General features: G+C 32.8%; 14 protein-coding genes. 10 read left to right on the top strand and 4 right to left on the bottom strand.

Translation table 11 applies throughout. The features are described from left to right. The first annotated feature begins 30 nt into the window (after positions 1-30). Genes DU428_RS02625 through DU428_RS02615 form a run of 3 tightly spaced genes read left to right on the top strand, consistent with a single transcriptional unit; the run spans position 31 to position 3,394 of the window. Positions 31-1,392 carry a tetratricopeptide repeat protein gene (locus DU428_RS02625; protein WP_072347935.1) on the top strand — a complete coding sequence of 454 codons (1,362 nt, stop codon included), beginning with the start codon at positions 31-33 and terminating at the stop codon, positions 1,390-1,392. Continuing rightward, the gene (locus DU428_RS02620; protein WP_113965735.1) at positions 1,392-2,159 is read left to right on the top strand and encodes a DUF4292 domain-containing protein; all 768 of its coding nucleotides are present in this window, start codon (positions 1,392-1,394) and stop codon (positions 2,157-2,159) included. Before DU428_RS02625 ends, DU428_RS02620 begins: the two co-directional genes overlap by 1 nt. Further along, positions 2,159-3,394: a murein hydrolase activator EnvC family protein gene (locus DU428_RS02615; protein ID WP_072347939.1), complete on the top strand. Its 1,236-nt coding sequence runs from the start codon at positions 2,159-2,161 to the stop codon at positions 3,392-3,394. The genes DU428_RS02620 and DU428_RS02615 overlap by 1 nt, the downstream gene beginning before the upstream one ends. Before the next feature lie 83 nt (positions 3,395-3,477). Here the strand turns inward: DU428_RS02615 and DU428_RS02610 are convergent, their stop codons facing one another. Next, the gene (locus DU428_RS02610; RefSeq protein ID WP_072347941.1) at positions 3,478-3,987 is read right to left on the bottom strand and encodes an acyl-CoA thioesterase; all 510 of its coding nucleotides are present in this window, start codon (positions 3,985-3,987) and stop codon (positions 3,478-3,480) included. A gap of 153 nt (positions 3,988-4,140) precedes the next feature. Continuing rightward, positions 4,141-5,079, bottom strand: a complete 939-nt coding sequence (locus DU428_RS02605) for an HU domain-containing protein (RefSeq protein ID WP_072347943.1) — start codon at positions 5,077-5,079, stop codon at positions 4,141-4,143. Between the two features lie 103 nt (positions 5,080-5,182). On the opposite strand from DU428_RS02605, the gene dprA reads away from it, so the two are divergent. Beyond that, entirely contained in the window at positions 5,183-6,286 is a 1,104-nt protein-coding gene (gene dprA, locus DU428_RS02600; protein WP_113965734.1) for a DNA-processing protein DprA, read from the top strand. On the opposite strand, the gene trpS is transcribed toward dprA, so the two are convergent. Further along, a complete protein-coding gene (trpS, locus tag DU428_RS02595) occupies positions 6,287-7,255 on the bottom strand; it encodes a tryptophan--tRNA ligase (protein WP_113965733.1) in 969 nt (322 codons plus the stop codon). A gap of 118 nt (positions 7,256-7,373) precedes the next feature. Between trpS and DU428_RS02590 the strand changes: the two genes are divergently transcribed. Continuing rightward, complete coding sequence (locus DU428_RS02590) at positions 7,374-8,114, top strand: lysophospholipid acyltransferase family protein (RefSeq protein ID WP_113965897.1); 741 nt, start codon at positions 7,374-7,376, stop codon at positions 8,112-8,114. Positions 8,115-8,155: 41 nt separating this feature from the next. On the opposite strand, the gene recA is transcribed toward DU428_RS02590, so the two are convergent. After that, on the bottom strand, positions 8,156-9,163 hold the full coding sequence (recA, locus tag DU428_RS02585; protein ID WP_072347947.1) for a recombinase RecA: 1,008 nt from the start codon (positions 9,161-9,163) through the stop codon (positions 8,156-8,158). 269 nt (positions 9,164-9,432) lie between these two features. Here recA and trhO point away from each other — a divergent pair, with 269 nt between their 5' ends. The 5 genes from trhO (at position 9,433) to DU428_RS02560 (ending at position 15,889) form a co-directional block, all read left to right on the top strand. Then, complete coding sequence (gene trhO / locus DU428_RS02580) at positions 9,433-10,503, top strand: oxygen-dependent tRNA uridine(34) hydroxylase TrhO (RefSeq protein ID WP_072347948.1); 1,071 nt, start codon at positions 9,433-9,435, stop codon at positions 10,501-10,503. Continuing rightward, entirely contained in the window at positions 10,504-11,508 is a 1,005-nt protein-coding gene (locus DU428_RS02575; RefSeq protein ID WP_072347949.1) for a radical SAM protein, read from the top strand. A gap of 334 nt (positions 11,509-11,842) precedes the next feature. Continuing rightward, entirely contained in the window at positions 11,843-13,036 is a 1,194-nt protein-coding gene (locus DU428_RS02570) for a PSP1 domain-containing protein (RefSeq protein ID WP_072347950.1), read from the top strand. Beyond that, on the top strand, positions 13,026-13,514 hold the full coding sequence (locus DU428_RS02565; protein ID WP_072347951.1) for a gliding motility lipoprotein GldH: 489 nt from the start codon (positions 13,026-13,028) through the stop codon (positions 13,512-13,514). The genes DU428_RS02570 and DU428_RS02565 overlap by 11 nt, the downstream gene beginning before the upstream one ends. Positions 13,515-13,540: 26 nt before the next feature. Further along, positions 13,541-15,889, top strand: a complete 2,349-nt coding sequence (locus DU428_RS02560) for a penicillin-binding protein 1A (protein ID WP_072347952.1) — start codon at positions 13,541-13,543, stop codon at positions 15,887-15,889. Positions 15,890-16,261: the final 372 nt, after the last annotated feature.

Raw genomic sequence — 16,261 nt, 5'->3', positions numbered from 1 at the left:
AGAAATAAACTTATTTTTCAGGTAAATTAAATGAAAAAACAACTGTACATACTCTTTTTTGTCTTCGGAATTTTTCTTTTTCCGCAGGTAAATTATGCGCAGGTGGATTTCAATAAAAAACCTGAAGATGATTTAGGAGATGTTTCAGATGCATATCAAGAATTATTCTTTGAAGCTTTAAAGCAAAAGGGAATTGAGAATTATGATCGTGCAGTGGAAGCTTTACTGAAATGCGAAAAGTTAGATGATTCAGATCCTGCCTTATATTTCGAATTAGGTAAAAACTACAATAAGCTTAAAGATTTCGGGCTCGCAGAAGAAGCGCTAAAAAAAGCAGTTAAAAAAGAACCAGATAACGAGTGGTTTTTAGACGAGCTTTATGTGACCTATTCCAAACTAAACGAGACAGATAAAGCAATACAAACTGTAAAGCAACTAGTAAAGTATCATCCAGATTATAAAGAAGATTTGGTGACACTTTACGTTAAAAGCAGGAATTTTGAGGAAGCTTTAAAAGTTTTAGATGAAATAGATGCAGAGAAAGGTGTTTCAGCCGAAAGAGATCGCGTTAGAAATCGTATTTACCATATCACCGGAAATAAAAAAGAACAGATAGAAAATCTAGAAGAACGCGTAGCAGACAATCCAGATGAAGAGAAAAACTACCTGTCTCTAATTTATAGATATAGTGAAAATAACGAAAAACAAAAGGCTTTTGAAACTGCAAAAAAACTTCTAGAAAGTCACCCTAATTCCCAGTTAGTGCATTTGGCTTTATATAAGTTTTACTTAGATAATAAGGAGGCAGACAAAGCTGTTTCGTCTATGGAAATAGTTTTAAACAGTACTCAAATTAAGCCTGAAGCAAAAATGATGGTGCTTTCAGACTTTGTAAAGTTTGTAGGTGAAAACCCAGAATACGAAAGTCAGTTAGTAGAGATTACCTCTAAAGTCACCGAAGATGAAAAGGGAAAATCTAGCATTGAACTTGCCCAATATTTTTTAGCAAAAGGGGAAAAGCAAAAGGCATTAGACTATTATAAGCAAGCTTTACAAAAAGAGCCAGATAACTTTGGTGTACTTCGTAATGTAATGTTATTATATCTTGAAGTAGAAAATTATACCGAAGCAGAAAAAATGAGTAGTGAAGCTTTAGGAAATTACCCTTCACAGCCTATATTTTATTTGGTAAATGCAGTAGCTCAAAACAACTTAAACCAGCCGCAAAAAGCTATTAGAAACTTAGAAGCAGGTTTAGATTATATTATTGAAGATACCAATATGGAAATCGATTTTTATAAACAATTAAGCATCGCATATACCCAACTAAACAATACAAGTAAGGCAAAGTCGTTTATTGATAAAGTAAAACAATTAGAACTTAAAAATTAATGCAGTTAAAACGTGTTATATATATACTTTCCTTTGTTGTTCTACTGTTTGGTTGTAAATCTTCCAAAACAGTTGCAACAGGAGAAGGTAATTTAAATCTTTCAGCAAAACAGCTTATAAAAGCACATTTAAAATCTACTCCAGATTTTGAAACACTTGCTGGTAGATTAAAGATAGATTATACCGAAGGCTCCAATTCTAAAAGTACCACGGTAAGTTTTAGAATGGAAAAAGACCAGGTTATTTGGATTAGTAAATTAGGAATTATTAAAGCTCTAATTACCCCAACTAGAGTCGCTTTCTATAATAATTGGGATAATACCTATTTCGACGGAAACTATGCTTATTTAAGCGATTTAATGGGTATAGAATTAGATTTTAATAAAGTACAAAATCTGTTGCTTGGCGAAGCATTATATAGTTTGAAAGAGGATGATTTTGAAGTTCAAACTTTAGACGATCAGTATATTTTAAAACCGAAAACACAATCGGAAGCTTTAGAGTTATTTTACCTATTGAATGCGTCTCATTTTAAGATGAATTCTCAGCAGCTAGCACAAGCGAAAGAGCTTAGAATGCTTCAAATAGACTATACAAGTTATCAAAAAGTAGATAAGCAAACATTTCCAGAAACTATAAAAATACACGCTGTAGAAGCTAATGAAGAAACGAATGTAAATTTAGAATTTAGATCCTTAACCTTAAATTCAAAACTAAGTTTCCCATTCCGTATTCCTTCAGGATACGAAGAAATTGTACTTAAATAATGGCAGATAAATCAATATTCAAAATAGCTTTTATTCTTGCATTATTTTTATGCACAACTGCTGCGTTTTCTCAAAGTAAAAAACAGCAAGAATTAGAAGATCGCAGACAAGAATTACGCAGAGAAATTCAGCAAATAAACAGTTTGCTTTCTAAAAACAAATCGCAACAAAAATCGCAATTAACATTAATTGAGGATTTAAATTATAAAGTTAGTGTTCGTAGAAACTTGATAAAAGTAACCAACCAACAGGCTAATTTACTTACTAGAGAAATAAACGACAATCAGCATAAAATTTCAGAATTAAGAGAAGAGCTAGAAGTTCTCAAAGAGAATTATGCTAAAATGATAGTTACTTCTTATAAAAGTAAAAGTGAACAAAGCCGAGTAATGTTCTTATTGTCTTCTAGCGACTTCCAGCAGGCATATAAGCGTGTTAAATACATTAACCAATATGCAGAATACCAAAAGAAGCAAGGGGAGTCTATAAAGCTTAAAACAGCCGAATTACAAGAGGTGAATAAGGCCTTACTAAAACAAAAGGCCGACAAGCAAAAACTTATAGCAGAAAACAAAGTTGCTCAGGTAGAATTAGAAAAAGAGCTGAAAGAACATCAATCTTTAATGGAGTCTATCAATAAGGATTTAAGTAAATACGCAGCTCAAATTAAAAACAGACAAGCTGAAGCTGATAGAATTGATAGAGAAATAGAACGAATTATTAGAGAAGCCATTGCGAGTTCTAATACAAAGGCAGGAAAAAAATCTACTTCAAAATCTTCTGCAGTGTATGCAATGACACCAGAAGACAAGGTCTTGGCAAATAGCTTTGTTACTAGTAAAGGTAAATTACCTTGGCCTGTAGAAAAGGGTGTGGTAAAACTACGTTATGGTAGACAACCAAGTCCTATTGTAAAAACTATTATGATTCAAAGTAATGGAGTGCGTATAGCTACAGAAAAAGATGCTAAAGTACGTGCCGTTTTTAACGGAGAAGTATATAGAATTATAGCTTCTAAAAACGGAAACCCTTCTGTTTTAATTCGTCATGGTAATTACTTTACAGCATATTCTAACCTAGGAAAAATCTATGTTAAAAAAGGAGATAAAGTAAGAACAAAACAAGAAATAGGAGAGGTGTTTACCAATCCTTCTAACGGACAAACAATCCTAAGTTTCAGTGTTTTTAACAACTCTAAAACAGAGAATCCAGCCTCTTGGATTTACAAAATGTAGTATTACTTATAGGTTTATATAAAATTCATATAACGAAAAACTCCCTCGAAAGCAGGAGTTTTTTGTTTTATATAAGCTCTGTTTTAATTAAACAATGCTTTTAATTCTGTAGCATCATCTGCTTTCATTTTTCCAGCAAGAACCAAGCTTAATTGCTTTCTTCTTAAAGCACCTTTGTAACGTTCTTTTTCTAACTCTGTTACTGGTTGAATTTCTTCAATTCTAACCGGTCTTCCTGTTTCATCAACAGCAACAAAAGTGTAAATAGCTTCGTTTGCTTTTGTTTTTTCTCCAGACTCTCTATCTTCAATCCAAACATCTATATAAATTTCCATCGAACTTTTAAAAGCACGAGAAACTTTAGCTTCAACAGTTACTACACTTCCAAGGGGAATCGCACGGTTAAAAGCAACGTGGTTTACAGAGGCTGTAACAACAATACGTCTAGAGTGTCTTCTTGCCGCAATACTAGCAGCACGATCCATTCTAGCAAGTAATTCGCCACCAAAAAGGTTGTTTATTGGATTGGTTTCACTTGGTAAAACCAAATCGGTCATAATGGTTCTAGATTGTTCAGGAGTTTTTAAAGACATTTTATAATTTTTAAATGAATAGCAAAGGTAAAGCGATTTTTAGAATTTATCTTCATTTTATTAGCAATCCTAGTTAACAGGAAACTTTAAAAAGAAGACATAAAAAATCATCCCAACTTGCAGGAAAAATAAAAATAATAAAAAATAAGGGAATTAGTTGATGTCTTTAACTAATAACCAAGCGGCTTTATTGTGCGTCCTTTTAACTTCGCGTAAGGTTTTTAAAGCTTCAAGTCTATCGAAATGACTAGAGTAAACAACTTGATGTAAACCATATTTGTTTACGCCAATTTTTCTAGCGTCAAATCCTTGCTCTTTTAATTGTTGCACCTTTTTATCGCAGTTTTCTTCCAATCTAAAAGCACCAGCAATAATATGGTAATTTCCAACTTGCTTGTTTACTTTAAGAGTAACAGCAGGAAGCGGATTTTCTATAACAAAAGTAGCTTCTTGGATTTTACTTTCTAACTGCGTGTTAGCTTCTTCTTGTGCTAATTGGTTGTGCGTATTAATTTGGTTTACATAGTAGTTAGAAGCAGCAAAACCACCTACAGTTAAAGCAAGTAAAGCAATTGCTGCATATTTTAAATAAGGTCTTGTTTTACGCTTTTCTGGAGTAACAGATATAGGAATAACTTTCTCTATTTTTTCTGCTTCTTCTTTGTAAACTTCTCTTGTAATGGCAGGAGAAACTAACTGATTTAAACCAAATGCATCGGTTAAATAGTTTAGGTGATAAGAAGGTTCAAAAACAATTTTTCCTTCATTATTAAAAGATAAATCACCAATATTATGAAAAGAAAGTGTTTCTCCTTCTGTTAACAACGATTTTAAAGATTGTACTCTTTTTTCAATCTTTATAACCGCTACCTCAAAAGGAATCTTTTCTACATCTGCAATATAGCTTGCTAATAATCCATCGTTCTTTTGTATTTGCTCGTTAAAAGACAATACTTTTTTAGGAGGATAGAAGGCATTAGTTGATTCGTGCACTTTTGCAGAAACACGTTGTGTTAAAAAAGCACCAAATCCTGGTACTGTAACACAGTCATATCTATATAGTAAATCGCTTATGTAAGTTTCTAATCGCATAAAACAAAGTTAGAATATTTTTACTGCAGATAAAAATTCCATCTAACAATTTATTAACACTATAAAAATTAATTAAATTGTAGGTTGAAAATCAATTTATTAAATGTCTGAAAATAATTTATTTTATGCTTTGGCCCTGCAGCATGTCTCGAAAATTGGAGATATTACTGCTAAAAAACTCATTGCTCATTGTGGTTCTGCGGAAGCTGTTTTTAAAGAAAAAAAGCAGAATTTACTAAAGATTGATGGAGTTGGAAGTATTCTTATTAGCGATTTGTTTAGCAGTGAACATTTACAGGCAGCCGAAAAAGAATTACAATTTATTAATGACGAAAATATTATCTGTCATTATTTTGCTGATGCCTCCTATCCAGAAAAGCTAAAACATTGTATAGATAGCCCTATAGTTTTGTTTCAGGCAGGAAATATAAACCTAAAACAACAAAGAATTATTAGTATTGTAGGGGCAAGAAAAGTTACTTCTAGCGGTATTGCTTTTTGTGAGAAACTAGTAGAAGAACTTGCTGTATTTAATCCGGTTATTGTTTCTGGTTTTGCCTATGGAACAGATATAACCGCACAAAAGTCAGCTATAAAACACGAGCTTCAAACCGTAGGTTGCTTAGCACATGGCTTAAATCAAATTTATCCAAAGTCTCATAAAAAGTATGTTGCTGAAGTGGAGAAAAATGGTGGTTTCTTTACAGATTTTTGGAGTTCCGCAGCCTTTGAAAGAACTAATTTTTTAAAACGAAATAGAATTATCGCGGGTTTAAGTCAGGCAACCATTGTTATAGAATCTGCTGAAAAAGGCGGTAGTCTAGTTACTGCAGATATTGCAAATTCCTATAATAGAGATGTTTTTGCAGTTCCAGGACGTGTTACAGACGTGCAAAGTGTTGGTTGTAATAACCTAATAAAATTCCAAAAAGCACACTTATTATCTACTCCTTTAGATGTCCCGTATATATTAGATTGGAAATTAGAAGAAATTGAAAAACCTTCTGTGCAAAAGCAACTCTTTGTCGAGCTAGATGATCAAGAAAAAATAATTTATGATTTTTTACAAAAGCACGACAAAGAAATGCTAGATGTTATTGCACTAAAATGTAACCTGCCAACTTTTAAAGTAGCAAGTTTACTTTTAAATATGGAATTGAAAGGGGTTGTAAGGCCGCTTCCGGGAAAATTATTTGAGGTTATTTAATTAATAACCAACTTTTTCTCTAACACGAGCAAGAACCTTATTTGCAACTGCTGTTGCTTTTTCTGCTCCAATAGCAAGAATTCTGTCTAACTCCTCTTTATTGTTCATATAGTAGTTATAACGTTCTCTTTGCTCTGCAAATTTTTCAACAATTAGCTCAAATAAAGCTTGTTTTGCATGACCATATCCGTAACCACCTTTTTCGTAGTTAGCTTTCATGGTTTCAATTTCCTCTTCAGAAGCTAAAATGCTATAAAGCGCAAAGCAGTTACAAGTTTTCCAATCTTTAGGATCTTCTAAAGCAGTACTATCTGTTTCAATACTCATGATTTGTTTACGCAACTTTTTGTCATCTAAAAAGATGTTGATAAAGTTGTTTCTACTCTTGCTCATTTTTTGTCCATCGGTTCCAGGAACAAGCATGATGTTTTCTTGTATTTTCCCTTCTGGAAGCACAAAAGTTTCTCCCATTCTTGTATGAAAACGGGAAGCAACGTCACGAGTCATTTCTATATGTTGAAGTTGGTCTTTTCCAACAGGAATAATATCTGCATCGTATAATAAGATGTCTGCCGCCATAAGCATAGGATATGTAAATAAGCCTGCGTTTACGTCGTCTAATCTGTCTGCTTTATCTTTAAAACCATGCGCTAAGGTTAAGCGTTGGTACGGAAAGAAACAGCTTAAATACCAAGAAAGTTCTGTTGTTTGCGGGATATCGCTTTGTCTGTAAAATACTGTTTTTTCAAAATCTAAGCCAAAAGCAAGCCAGGTTGCAGCAACAGAATAGGTGTTTTCTCTTAAAACTTCAGCATCTTTAATCTGTGTTAAAGTATGTAGGTTTGCAATAAATAAAAACGATTCGTTTTTATCTTCTTCAGCCATTTTTATAGCTGGCATAATTGCTCCTAAAATGTTTCCTAAATGTGGTGTTCCTGTACTTTGTACTCCTGTTAAAATTCTTGCCATATTTTTTACCTGTCAATCCCGAGAGTTATTGGGAGGAATCTTTATTATAGTTAAACTAGAGTACAAAGATAAATTTTTTATAAAGATGACTTCGATAATTTTATTAGATTTGATCCATATGAAAATATTAAAATACATTTTCTGGATTTTCTATCGTATTTGGTTCTATATCCTAGTTGCTTTACCTATTATCCTGTTTTTTCCTATTCTAATAATATCTATTTTAAAAGAAGCTTGGTATCCTTTGTTTTTTAAAATAGCACGTATTTGGGCGAGGATTATTTTAATAGGAATGGGCTTTAAAACTAAAATTGAAAGAGAACAAACTCCAGAACCCAACAAGAGTTATATGTTTATTGCAAATCATACTTCTATGGCAGATATAATGTTCATGTTGGTTGCTGTAAAAAATCCTTTTGTATTTGTAGGTAAGGCAGAGTTAGCTAAAATTCCTTTATTTGGTTTCTTTTATAAACGTACTTGTATTTTAGTTGACAGAAGTAGTGAAAGAAGTAGGAAAGCTGTGTTTTTAAGAGCACAAAGAAGATTGAAGCAAGGAGTTAGTATTTGTATTTTCCCTGAAGGAATGGTTCCAGAGGAGCATATTCTTTTAACCGAATTTAAAGATGGTGCATTTAGGCTTGCCATAAACCACCAGATACCAATTGTACCTATAACTTTCTTAGATAATAAAAAACGATTCTCTTATACTTTCTTTAGTGGAAGTCCGGGGAAAATGCGAGCAAAAATACATAAGTTTCTTCCTACCGAAGGATTAACTACAAAAGATACAAAAACCATAAATGCTAAATCTAGAGAAGTGATTTTAAATCACCTTAGTAGTAATGGTGTGGTATAAAAAAAATCCCCGAAACGTTTCGGGGATTTTGATTTTTAAATTTATTCTTTAGCTTCTTTTAAAGCTGCTTTAATTTTTTCTTCTAACTCATCCATTAGTTCTGGATTGTCTTTTATCAAGGCTTTAACAGCGTCTCTACCTTGTCCTAATTTGGTGTCGCCGTAGCTAAACCAAGAACCGCTTTTCTTTACAATTTCATATTCTACAGCAATATCTAGAATTTCACCAACTTTCGAAATTCCTTCACCGTACATAATATCAAATTCCGCTAATCTAAACGGAGGAGCTACTTTGTTTTTAACCACTTTTACTCTAGTCTTGTTTCCTTGTACATCTCCGTCTGTACTTTTTATTTGTGTAGACCTTCTAATATCTAATCGTACAGAAGCATAGAATTTTAATGCGTTACCTCCAGTAGTTGTTTCTGGGTTTCCAAACATAACACCAATCTTATCTCTTAATTGGTTAATAAAGATAACGGTACAGTTTGTTTTGCTAATAGAAGCAGTTAATTTTCTTAGTGCTTGCGACATTAAACGTGCATGAAGTCCCATTTTAGAGTCTCCCATTTCACCTTCAATCTCACTCTTTGGAGTTAATGCAGCAACCGAATCGACTACAACAATATCAATTGCACCAGAACGAATTAAATTATCTGCAATTTCAAGTGCTTGCTCCCCATTGTCTGGTTGTGATATAATTAAGTTATCTATATCTACGCCAAGTTTTTCAGCATAAAATCTATCAAAAGCATGCTCTGCATCAATAAATGCTGCAATACCTCCAGATTTTTGTGCTTCGGCAATAGCATGTAAAGTTAAAGTTGTTTTACCAGAAGATTCTGGACCATAAATTTCTATAACTCTTCCTCTTGGGTAACCACCAACACCTAATGCAATGTCTAAACCTAAAGATCCAGAAGAAATAGCTTCTACATCTACAATGGCCTGGTCACTCATTTTCATTACTGTTCCTTTTCCGTAAGCCTTATCTAATTTGTCTAAAGTTAGTTTAAGGGCTTTTAATTTTGCATCTTTTTCGCTACTCATCTGTGTATATAAATTTAATTGGTGTAAGAGGTGCTAAAATAACACTTCTTTTGTCATATTACAATACAATAACAACTTTTAAAAAATTTAAAAGCAGTCTTTTTGTAGCTAATCTGTTACTAGTTATTTAAATGAAAATAAAGTCCTAATTTTTTTTCCAATCAGGCATTTCTTGTCAATCATTTTTAAAAATGTACCTTTGCAGCTTAAAACATGGAGGTTTTTACCAAAATGTTCAAATATTTTTTTAACCTTAAAACTAGTATAGCATGCAACTGTACAACACCTTAAGCGCAAAAGAAAGAGCTGCGTTAATCGAAGAAGCAGGAAAAGACCGATTAACACTTTCTTTTTATCAGTACGCTAAAATTGAAAATCCTCAAGAATTTAGAGATCATTTATTTTTAACTTGGAATGCATTAGACGTTCTAGGAAGAATTTATGTAGCTCATGAAGGTATTAACGGACAATTATCTCTTCCGGCAGATCAATTTGAAGCCTTCAAAAACCATTTAGACACTATAGATTTTTTAAAAGGAATTCGTTTGAATATTGCTATTGAGCAAGACAATATGTCCTTTTTAAAACTGAAAGTAAAAGTGCGACCAAAAATTGTTGCAGACGGTTTAAACGACGAAACTTTTGATGTAAGAAACAAAGGAATTCACGTAGGAGCAGAGCAGTTTAATGAGCTTATTGAAGATGAAAATACGGTTTTGGTAGATATGAGAAATCACTACGAAAGCGAAATAGGTCATTTTAAAAATGCAGTTACTCCAGATGTAGATACTTTTAGAGAGTCTTTAGACATTATTGAAGCCGATTTAAGAGAGTATAAAGAGGATAAAAAACTTGTAATGTATTGTACAGGTGGAATACGTTGTGAAAAAGCTTCAGCTTATTTTAAGCACAAAGGTTTTAAAAATGTATACCAATTAGAAGGCGGAATTATCGAGTATACACGTCAGGTAAACGACAAAGGTTTAGACAATAAATTCATTGGAAAAAACTTTGTATTTGACGAAAGAAGAGCAGAAAAAATTAGTGATGATGTCATTGCACAATGTCACCAATGTGGTAGCCCGTTTGATATTCATACAAACTGTGCAAATGATGCTTGTCATTTATTATTCATTCAGTGTGATGCTTGTAAAGAAGAAATGAATAACTGTTGTTCTACAAATTGTAAAGAAATTCATGCTTTACCATACGAAGAGCAAAAAGCATTACGTAAAGGGCAAAAAAACAGTAACGATATATTTAAAAAAGGAAGAGCAGATCACTTACCATACAAAAAAGATTTGCGAAACATTTTTGAAACACTAGCTCAAAAAAAGTAAATGAATATTTACAAGCTATTACAGTTAAATAGAAAAATCAAAAGTCACAGAATTAAATTTTTTGGTCTTTGGTTGCTTCATAAGTTTAATAAACGATATTTAGCAGTAAATCTAGATCCTGTAATGGCTTGTAATTTACGTTGTAAGATGTGTTATTTTACAGATGCGGATTATGTAAAAACACTAAAAGGGCAATTTAAACCAGAAGAGTTAGAACAGGTAGCTAAAACTATTTTTAAACGAGCTTTAAAACTACAAATTGGCTGTGGTACAGAACCTACTTTATATAAAAACTTACCAGAAATAGTAAAATTAGGCAAGCAGTACGGGGTTCCTTATATCTCTTTAACTACCAATGCAAATTTATTAAACGAAGAGAGTATAGAGGCGCTTTTAAAGGCTGGACTTAATGAATTTACCATTTCTTTGCACGGGGTAACCAAAGAAAGCTATGAAGGCTTTATGAATAAAGCTAGTTATAAGAAATTCCATAATGCATTTAATGCTTTTCAAAAGCTAAAGAGTAAGTATAAGTTTGAGGTTCGAATTAATTACACTTTTAATAAGGATAATTTTTATGAATTATCAGAGCTCTTCAAGCATTTTAATGGAGAGAGTTTCGACCTCCTTCAAATTAGACCTATCAGAAAAATAGGAAACACAGAATACAATGATTTTGATTTGGAGTCTTTACGCGAAGATTACCCGAAAGTTATACAAGAAATAAGAGCAAATTGTAAGGCTAATAATATTACGCTATTGGCTTCTATTGAAATTCCAAAAAAATCAGATATCAATAGTTCTAGTTTGATTTTCGACTACACCTTCTGCTATGTTTCTCCTAATAATTTATGGAAAAACGGATTTGATTGGAAAAACGAAACATTCAATCAATATTCAAAAAGAATAGGGTGGAGTAAGCAATTGTTCTCTAATATTTTTAAATCTGAAAAGGAGTTAAAATCTCTTTCCAATAGATTAAATTACGAAGTAGAGTTTAATTAAAATCTTTATACTTTTAAAACGTTAAATATCCACATTTCTTCAGATTTGTTCGTCTTTACTAATGGCATTAAAATTAATAATTCTAAGGTGTTGTTTTTGATTAAATAGCTGGTTGTTAATTGTTTGTATGTATAATGTGTGCGTGTATTTTTAAAAATATAGTTTTATAAAATCACCGCCTTATTAACTTAATAAATAATATTATCTTTACACTTCAAAGTTTTGCTTTGAATTGTGGTTTCAGCTAAGGTGTAACGCCTTAAAAATGAAACTATTTTTATTAATCTTCTTCTGGAAAAAAATATGTTTTTTCAGAATCAATATATACTACTTTATGGCTTGTGGAACTTGTTCAACAGGAAAAGATGGCCAACCAAAAGGCTGCAAAAATAACGGAACATGTGGAACAGATAGTTGTAATAAACTTACTGTTTTTGATTGGTTAGCAAATATGTCACTCCCAAATGGCGAAAAACCATTTGATTGGGTGGAGGTTCGTTTTAAAAACGGACGAAAAGAATACTATAAAAACACTGAAAACTTAACTTTAGCAATAGGCGATGTGGTTGCAACACAGGCGCAATCTGGCCATGATATTGGTATGGTTACTCTTACCGGAGAATTGGTTAGAGTACAAATGAAACGTAAAAAAGTTTCAGATAAGAAAGAAGGTGCTTTAAAAATTTACCGAAAAGCCTCACAAAAAGATATAGATATTTGGTCGGATGCTCGTGATAGAGAAGAGGCAATGAAGGTTAAAGCTAGACAGTTTGCAATAGACTTAAAATTGCAAATGAAAATTTCGGATATTGAATTTCAAGGAGATGCAAGTAAGGCAACATTCTATTATACAGCAGAAGAGCGCGTAGATTTTAGAGAACTTATTAAGCTTTTTGCAAGAGAGTTTAGAACTAGAATTGAAATGAAGCAAGTAGGTTTTAGACAAGAAGCTGCAAGACTTGGTGGAATAGGATCTTGTGGCCGTGAGCTTTGTTGCTCTACTTGGTTAACAGATTTTCGTTCGGTAAGCACCTCTGCTGCTCGTTATCAACAACTTTCCCTAAACCCGCAAAAACTTGCCGGGCAATGTGGTAAACTAAAATGTTGTTTAAATTACGAGTTAGATAGCTACTTAGATGCATTAAAATCTATCCCAAAACCAGAAATAAAACTATACACCGAAAAAGGTACTGCAGTTTGTCAAAAAACCGATATTTTTAAAGGGCATTTATGGTATGCTTATGAAGGGGAATGGATGAACTGGCATAAGATCACTAAAGATCAAGCAAATGAAATTATTGCTTTAAACAAGAAAAAGCAAAAAATTGCTAGTCTTGAAGAATATGCTTCAGAACTTATAGAAGATACTAAATCGGCTTTTGAAAACGTTGTTGGTCAAGATAGTTTAACGCGTTTTGATAATCCAAAAGGAAATAACAAACGTAAATCCAATAAGAACAGAAACAATAGAAACAAGAAAAATAACAAGAGAAGAAAACCTCAAAACAAAAATAATAATGCGAAATAGTATTTCTCTATTACTTTTAGGTCTTACTTTTTTCTTTGTTTCCTGCGATTCTACTGGAGTTTTTGATGTATATCAAAGTCTTCCAGATACTTGGAGTAAAGACCATGTGGTTGCCTTTAAAGTAGCAGCTCCAGACACAACAAACAAGTATAATATGTTTGTAAACTTGCGAAATAACCAAGACTACAAATACAACAACTTGTTTATTATAGTTGAAATAAATTTTCCTCACGGAAAAACAATAAAAGATACTTTAGAGTACAAGATGGCAAAGCCTAATGGCGAATTTTTAGGCACTGGCTTTTCTAGTATTAAAGAGAATAAATTGTGGTATAAAGAAGATTTTATTTTCACAGAAATGGGTGAATACCAAATAAATATTGAGCAAGCTATGCGTGAAAATGGCAAAGTACACGGCGTTAAAGATTTAGAAGGTATTACAGATGTTGGTTTACGAATTGAAAAACAAATGAATTAATCTTTAGCTACTTAAGGCACTTATTTATGGCAAAAAAACAAGAAAAAACACAAGACTTTAGTAAATATATTCGTTTATTTTGGATCCTTTTTCTAGGAGGCTTTATGGTAGTAATCTTCTTATTTCTACTAGCTTCATGGGGTGTTTTTGGTCCACTTCCAGATCATACCGTTTTAGAAAATCCTAAAACCAATTTAGCTACTGAAATTATTTCTTCAGACGGAAAAACATTAGGAAAATTCTATTTTAACGATAACAGAACACCTGTAAGCTATGACGAATTACCACAGCATCTCGTAGATGCGTTAGTTGCTACAGAAGATGCTAGGTACTACGATCACTCAGGAGTAGATGCAAGAGGAACCTTAAGAGCCATTTTTAAATTAGGAAAAGGCGGAGGTGCAAGTACTATTTCACAACAATTAGCCAAACAATTATTTCATGGTGAGGGTTCTAAAAATATTGTAGAAAGAATTTCTCAGAAAGCAAAAGAGTGGATTATTGCTACTAAACTAGAAAGACAATATACCAAAGAAGAAATTATAGCACAATACTTCAATATCTACGATTTTGGAAATAATGCAGATGGAATTCGTTCTGCTTCCCGTATTTATTTCGGAAAAGAACCAATCGAATTAGATGTAAAAGAATCTGCTATGTTGGTAGGAATGTTTAAAAACTCTTCCTTATATAATCCAAGGCCAGAGCGTAACCCTGTTGGTGTAAAAAACAGACGTAATGTGGTTTTAGCGCAAATGGAGAAATATGGATATATAGATGAAAAACTTAAAGATTCTCTACAGAAATTAGATTTAGGTTTACGCTATTCACCAGAGTCACACCGTGAAGGTACAGCAACCTATTTTAGAGAATATCTTCGTGCTTTTATGAAAGATTGGACAAACGATGAAGCAAATAGAAAGCCAGATGGTTCAAAATATAATATTAATAGTGACGGGTTAAAAGTGTATACTACTATCGATTCTAGAATGCAATTACATGCAGAAGAAGCGGTAGCAAGACATATGCCTAGACTGCAAGCTGAGTTTTTTCATCAAAACACACCAGATAGAAATCCAACAGCACCATTTCTAGATTTAGATAAAAATCAAATAGATGCCTTAATGAAGCGTTCTATGAGGCAAAGTGAACGATGGAGGCATATGAAATACGATCTTAGAAAGAGTGAAAAGGAGATTATCGCTTCGTTTGAAAAGCCTACAAAAATGAGTGTTTTCGCTTGGAAAGACGGTAAGCCAAGTGAAATTGATACCATCATGAAGCCATTAGATTCTATGCGTTATTATAAGCATTTCTTACACCCAGGAATGATGAGTATGGATCCAGAAACTGGTCATGTAAAAGCATGGGTTGGTGGTATGAACTATAGACACTTTCAGTTTGATCACGTAAAACAAAGTAAGCGTCAAGTAGGTTCTACTTTTAAACCATTTGTTTATGCAACAGCAATAGATCAGTTGCACCTTTCTCCTTGTGACGAATTACCAAACACCCAAATAACTATTGAAGCTAATAAGTTTGGAAATCCAGAACCATGGACACCTAAAAACTCTGATAACAAATACGGTGGAACGCGAACATTAAAAAATGCTTTAGCAAACTCTATTAATACCATTACAGCAAGGTTAATGGATAAGGTTGGCCCACAACCAGTAGTAGATTTAGTGAAAAAATTAGGGGTAGAATCCGAAATATTAGCAGTGCCATCTATTGGTTTAGGTACTTCAGATATTAGTGTATACGAAATGGTGGGAGCCTATGCTACCTTTGCAAATCAAGGAGTATACACCAAACCAGTAATGGTAACTCATATTGAAGATAAAAACGGAACCATTTTATACCAATTTACGCCAGAATCTAGAGATGTGTTAAGTGAAGAAGTAGCCTATGTAACGGTTAATTTAATGCAAGGAGTTACACAATCTGGATCGGGAAGTAGACTAAGAGGAAAAGGTCGAGATAAATGGCGAGCAGATTACAGAGAAATAATTACTGGCTACCCTTATGAGTTTACCAATCCAATTGCAGGAAAAACAGGAACCACACAGAACCAAAGTGATGGTTGGTTTATGGGTATGGTGCCTAATTTAGTAACCGGTGTATGGGTTGGAGCAGAAGATAGAGCAACACACTTTGCCTCTATTACTTATGGCCAAGGAGCAGCTATGGCATTACCAATTTGGGGTATGTATATGAAGAGCTGTTATGAAGATGAGACTCTTAACATTTCTAAAGGAGATTTTAAAAAGCCCGAAAATCTTACTATAGAAGTGAATTGTGAAAACTATAATCCTAATCAAGGAGGAGATTCTGAAAATTCTGATGAAGATATACCAGAAGAATTAGACTTCTAAGAATTTGTGATACAAGAATAATATAATTGGAAACGTAATGTTCGTTTTCATGTAAGACCTTGGTCTCAACAGCTCAAAAGTTAACAGAAATTGGTTTTTTATAAAGGAAAAACCGAAAGTTTCAAGAAAAATATAGTTGAAAGCCATTCTGAAAAAGAATGGCTTTTTTTATCATAAGTATTTTAATATCAAAACATAAAGTATCAAGTTGTAGGAAAAGTTTTCTAGAAAAACACATTGAAATTGTTTTTTTTTTTTTAGGTTTGACTTGTTTGAGGTAAAAATTTAAATCTTAGCCGATTAAAAATTTGCTAAAGACACCAAGATTAATCTATAACTAGTACTAGTTTTTTTTCTATTTCTGCTTCGGCA

Origin of the sequence: Oceanihabitans sediminis, from assembly GCF_003337215.1 — a bacterium.
GTDB classification, from domain to species: domain Bacteria; phylum Bacteroidota; class Bacteroidia; order Flavobacteriales; family Flavobacteriaceae; genus Oceanihabitans; species Oceanihabitans sediminis.
Note: the sequence above shows the minus strand (reverse complement) of the source record. Positions and strands in the feature narration are given on the sequence as shown.

What these genes read in the sequence shown, in the direction of transcription:
- DU428_RS02570 (WP_072347950.1), top strand. Translation starts at nt 11,843, where the DNA reads ATGGCTTGTGGAACTTGTTCAACAGGAAAAGATGGCCAACCAAAAGGC.
- DU428_RS02590 (WP_113965897.1), top strand. Translation starts at nt 7,374, where the DNA reads ATGAAAATATTAAAATACATTTTCTGGATTTTCTATCGTATTTGGTTC.
- DU428_RS02620 (WP_113965735.1), top strand. Translation starts at nt 1,392, where the DNA reads ATGCAGTTAAAACGTGTTATATATATACTTTCCTTTGTTGTTCTACTG.
- DU428_RS02610 (WP_072347941.1), bottom strand. Translation starts at nt 3,987, where the DNA reads ATGTCTTTAAAAACTCCTGAACAATCTAGAACCATTATGACCGATTTG.
- recA (WP_072347947.1), bottom strand. Translation starts at nt 9,163, where the DNA reads ATGAGTAGCGAAAAAGATGCAAAATTAAAAGCCCTTAAACTAACTTTA.
- dprA (WP_113965734.1), top strand. Translation starts at nt 5,183, where the DNA reads ATGTCTGAAAATAATTTATTTTATGCTTTGGCCCTGCAGCATGTCTCG.
- DU428_RS02560 (WP_072347952.1), top strand. Translation starts at nt 13,541, where the DNA reads ATGGCAAAAAAACAAGAAAAAACACAAGACTTTAGTAAATATATTCGT.
- DU428_RS02625 (WP_072347935.1), top strand. Translation starts at nt 31, where the DNA reads ATGAAAAAACAACTGTACATACTCTTTTTTGTCTTCGGAATTTTTCTT.
- DU428_RS02575 (WP_072347949.1), top strand. Translation starts at nt 10,504, where the DNA reads ATGAATATTTACAAGCTATTACAGTTAAATAGAAAAATCAAAAGTCAC.
- DU428_RS02565 (WP_072347951.1), top strand. Translation starts at nt 13,026, where the DNA reads ATGCGAAATAGTATTTCTCTATTACTTTTAGGTCTTACTTTTTTCTTT.
- trhO (WP_072347948.1), top strand. Translation starts at nt 9,433, where the DNA reads ATGCAACTGTACAACACCTTAAGCGCAAAAGAAAGAGCTGCGTTAATC.
- trpS (WP_113965733.1), bottom strand. Translation starts at nt 7,255, where the DNA reads ATGGCAAGAATTTTAACAGGAGTACAAAGTACAGGAACACCACATTTA.
- DU428_RS02605 (WP_072347943.1), bottom strand. Translation starts at nt 5,079, where the DNA reads ATGCGATTAGAAACTTACATAAGCGATTTACTATATAGATATGACTGT.
- DU428_RS02615 (WP_072347939.1), top strand. Translation starts at nt 2,159, where the DNA reads ATGGCAGATAAATCAATATTCAAAATAGCTTTTATTCTTGCATTATTT.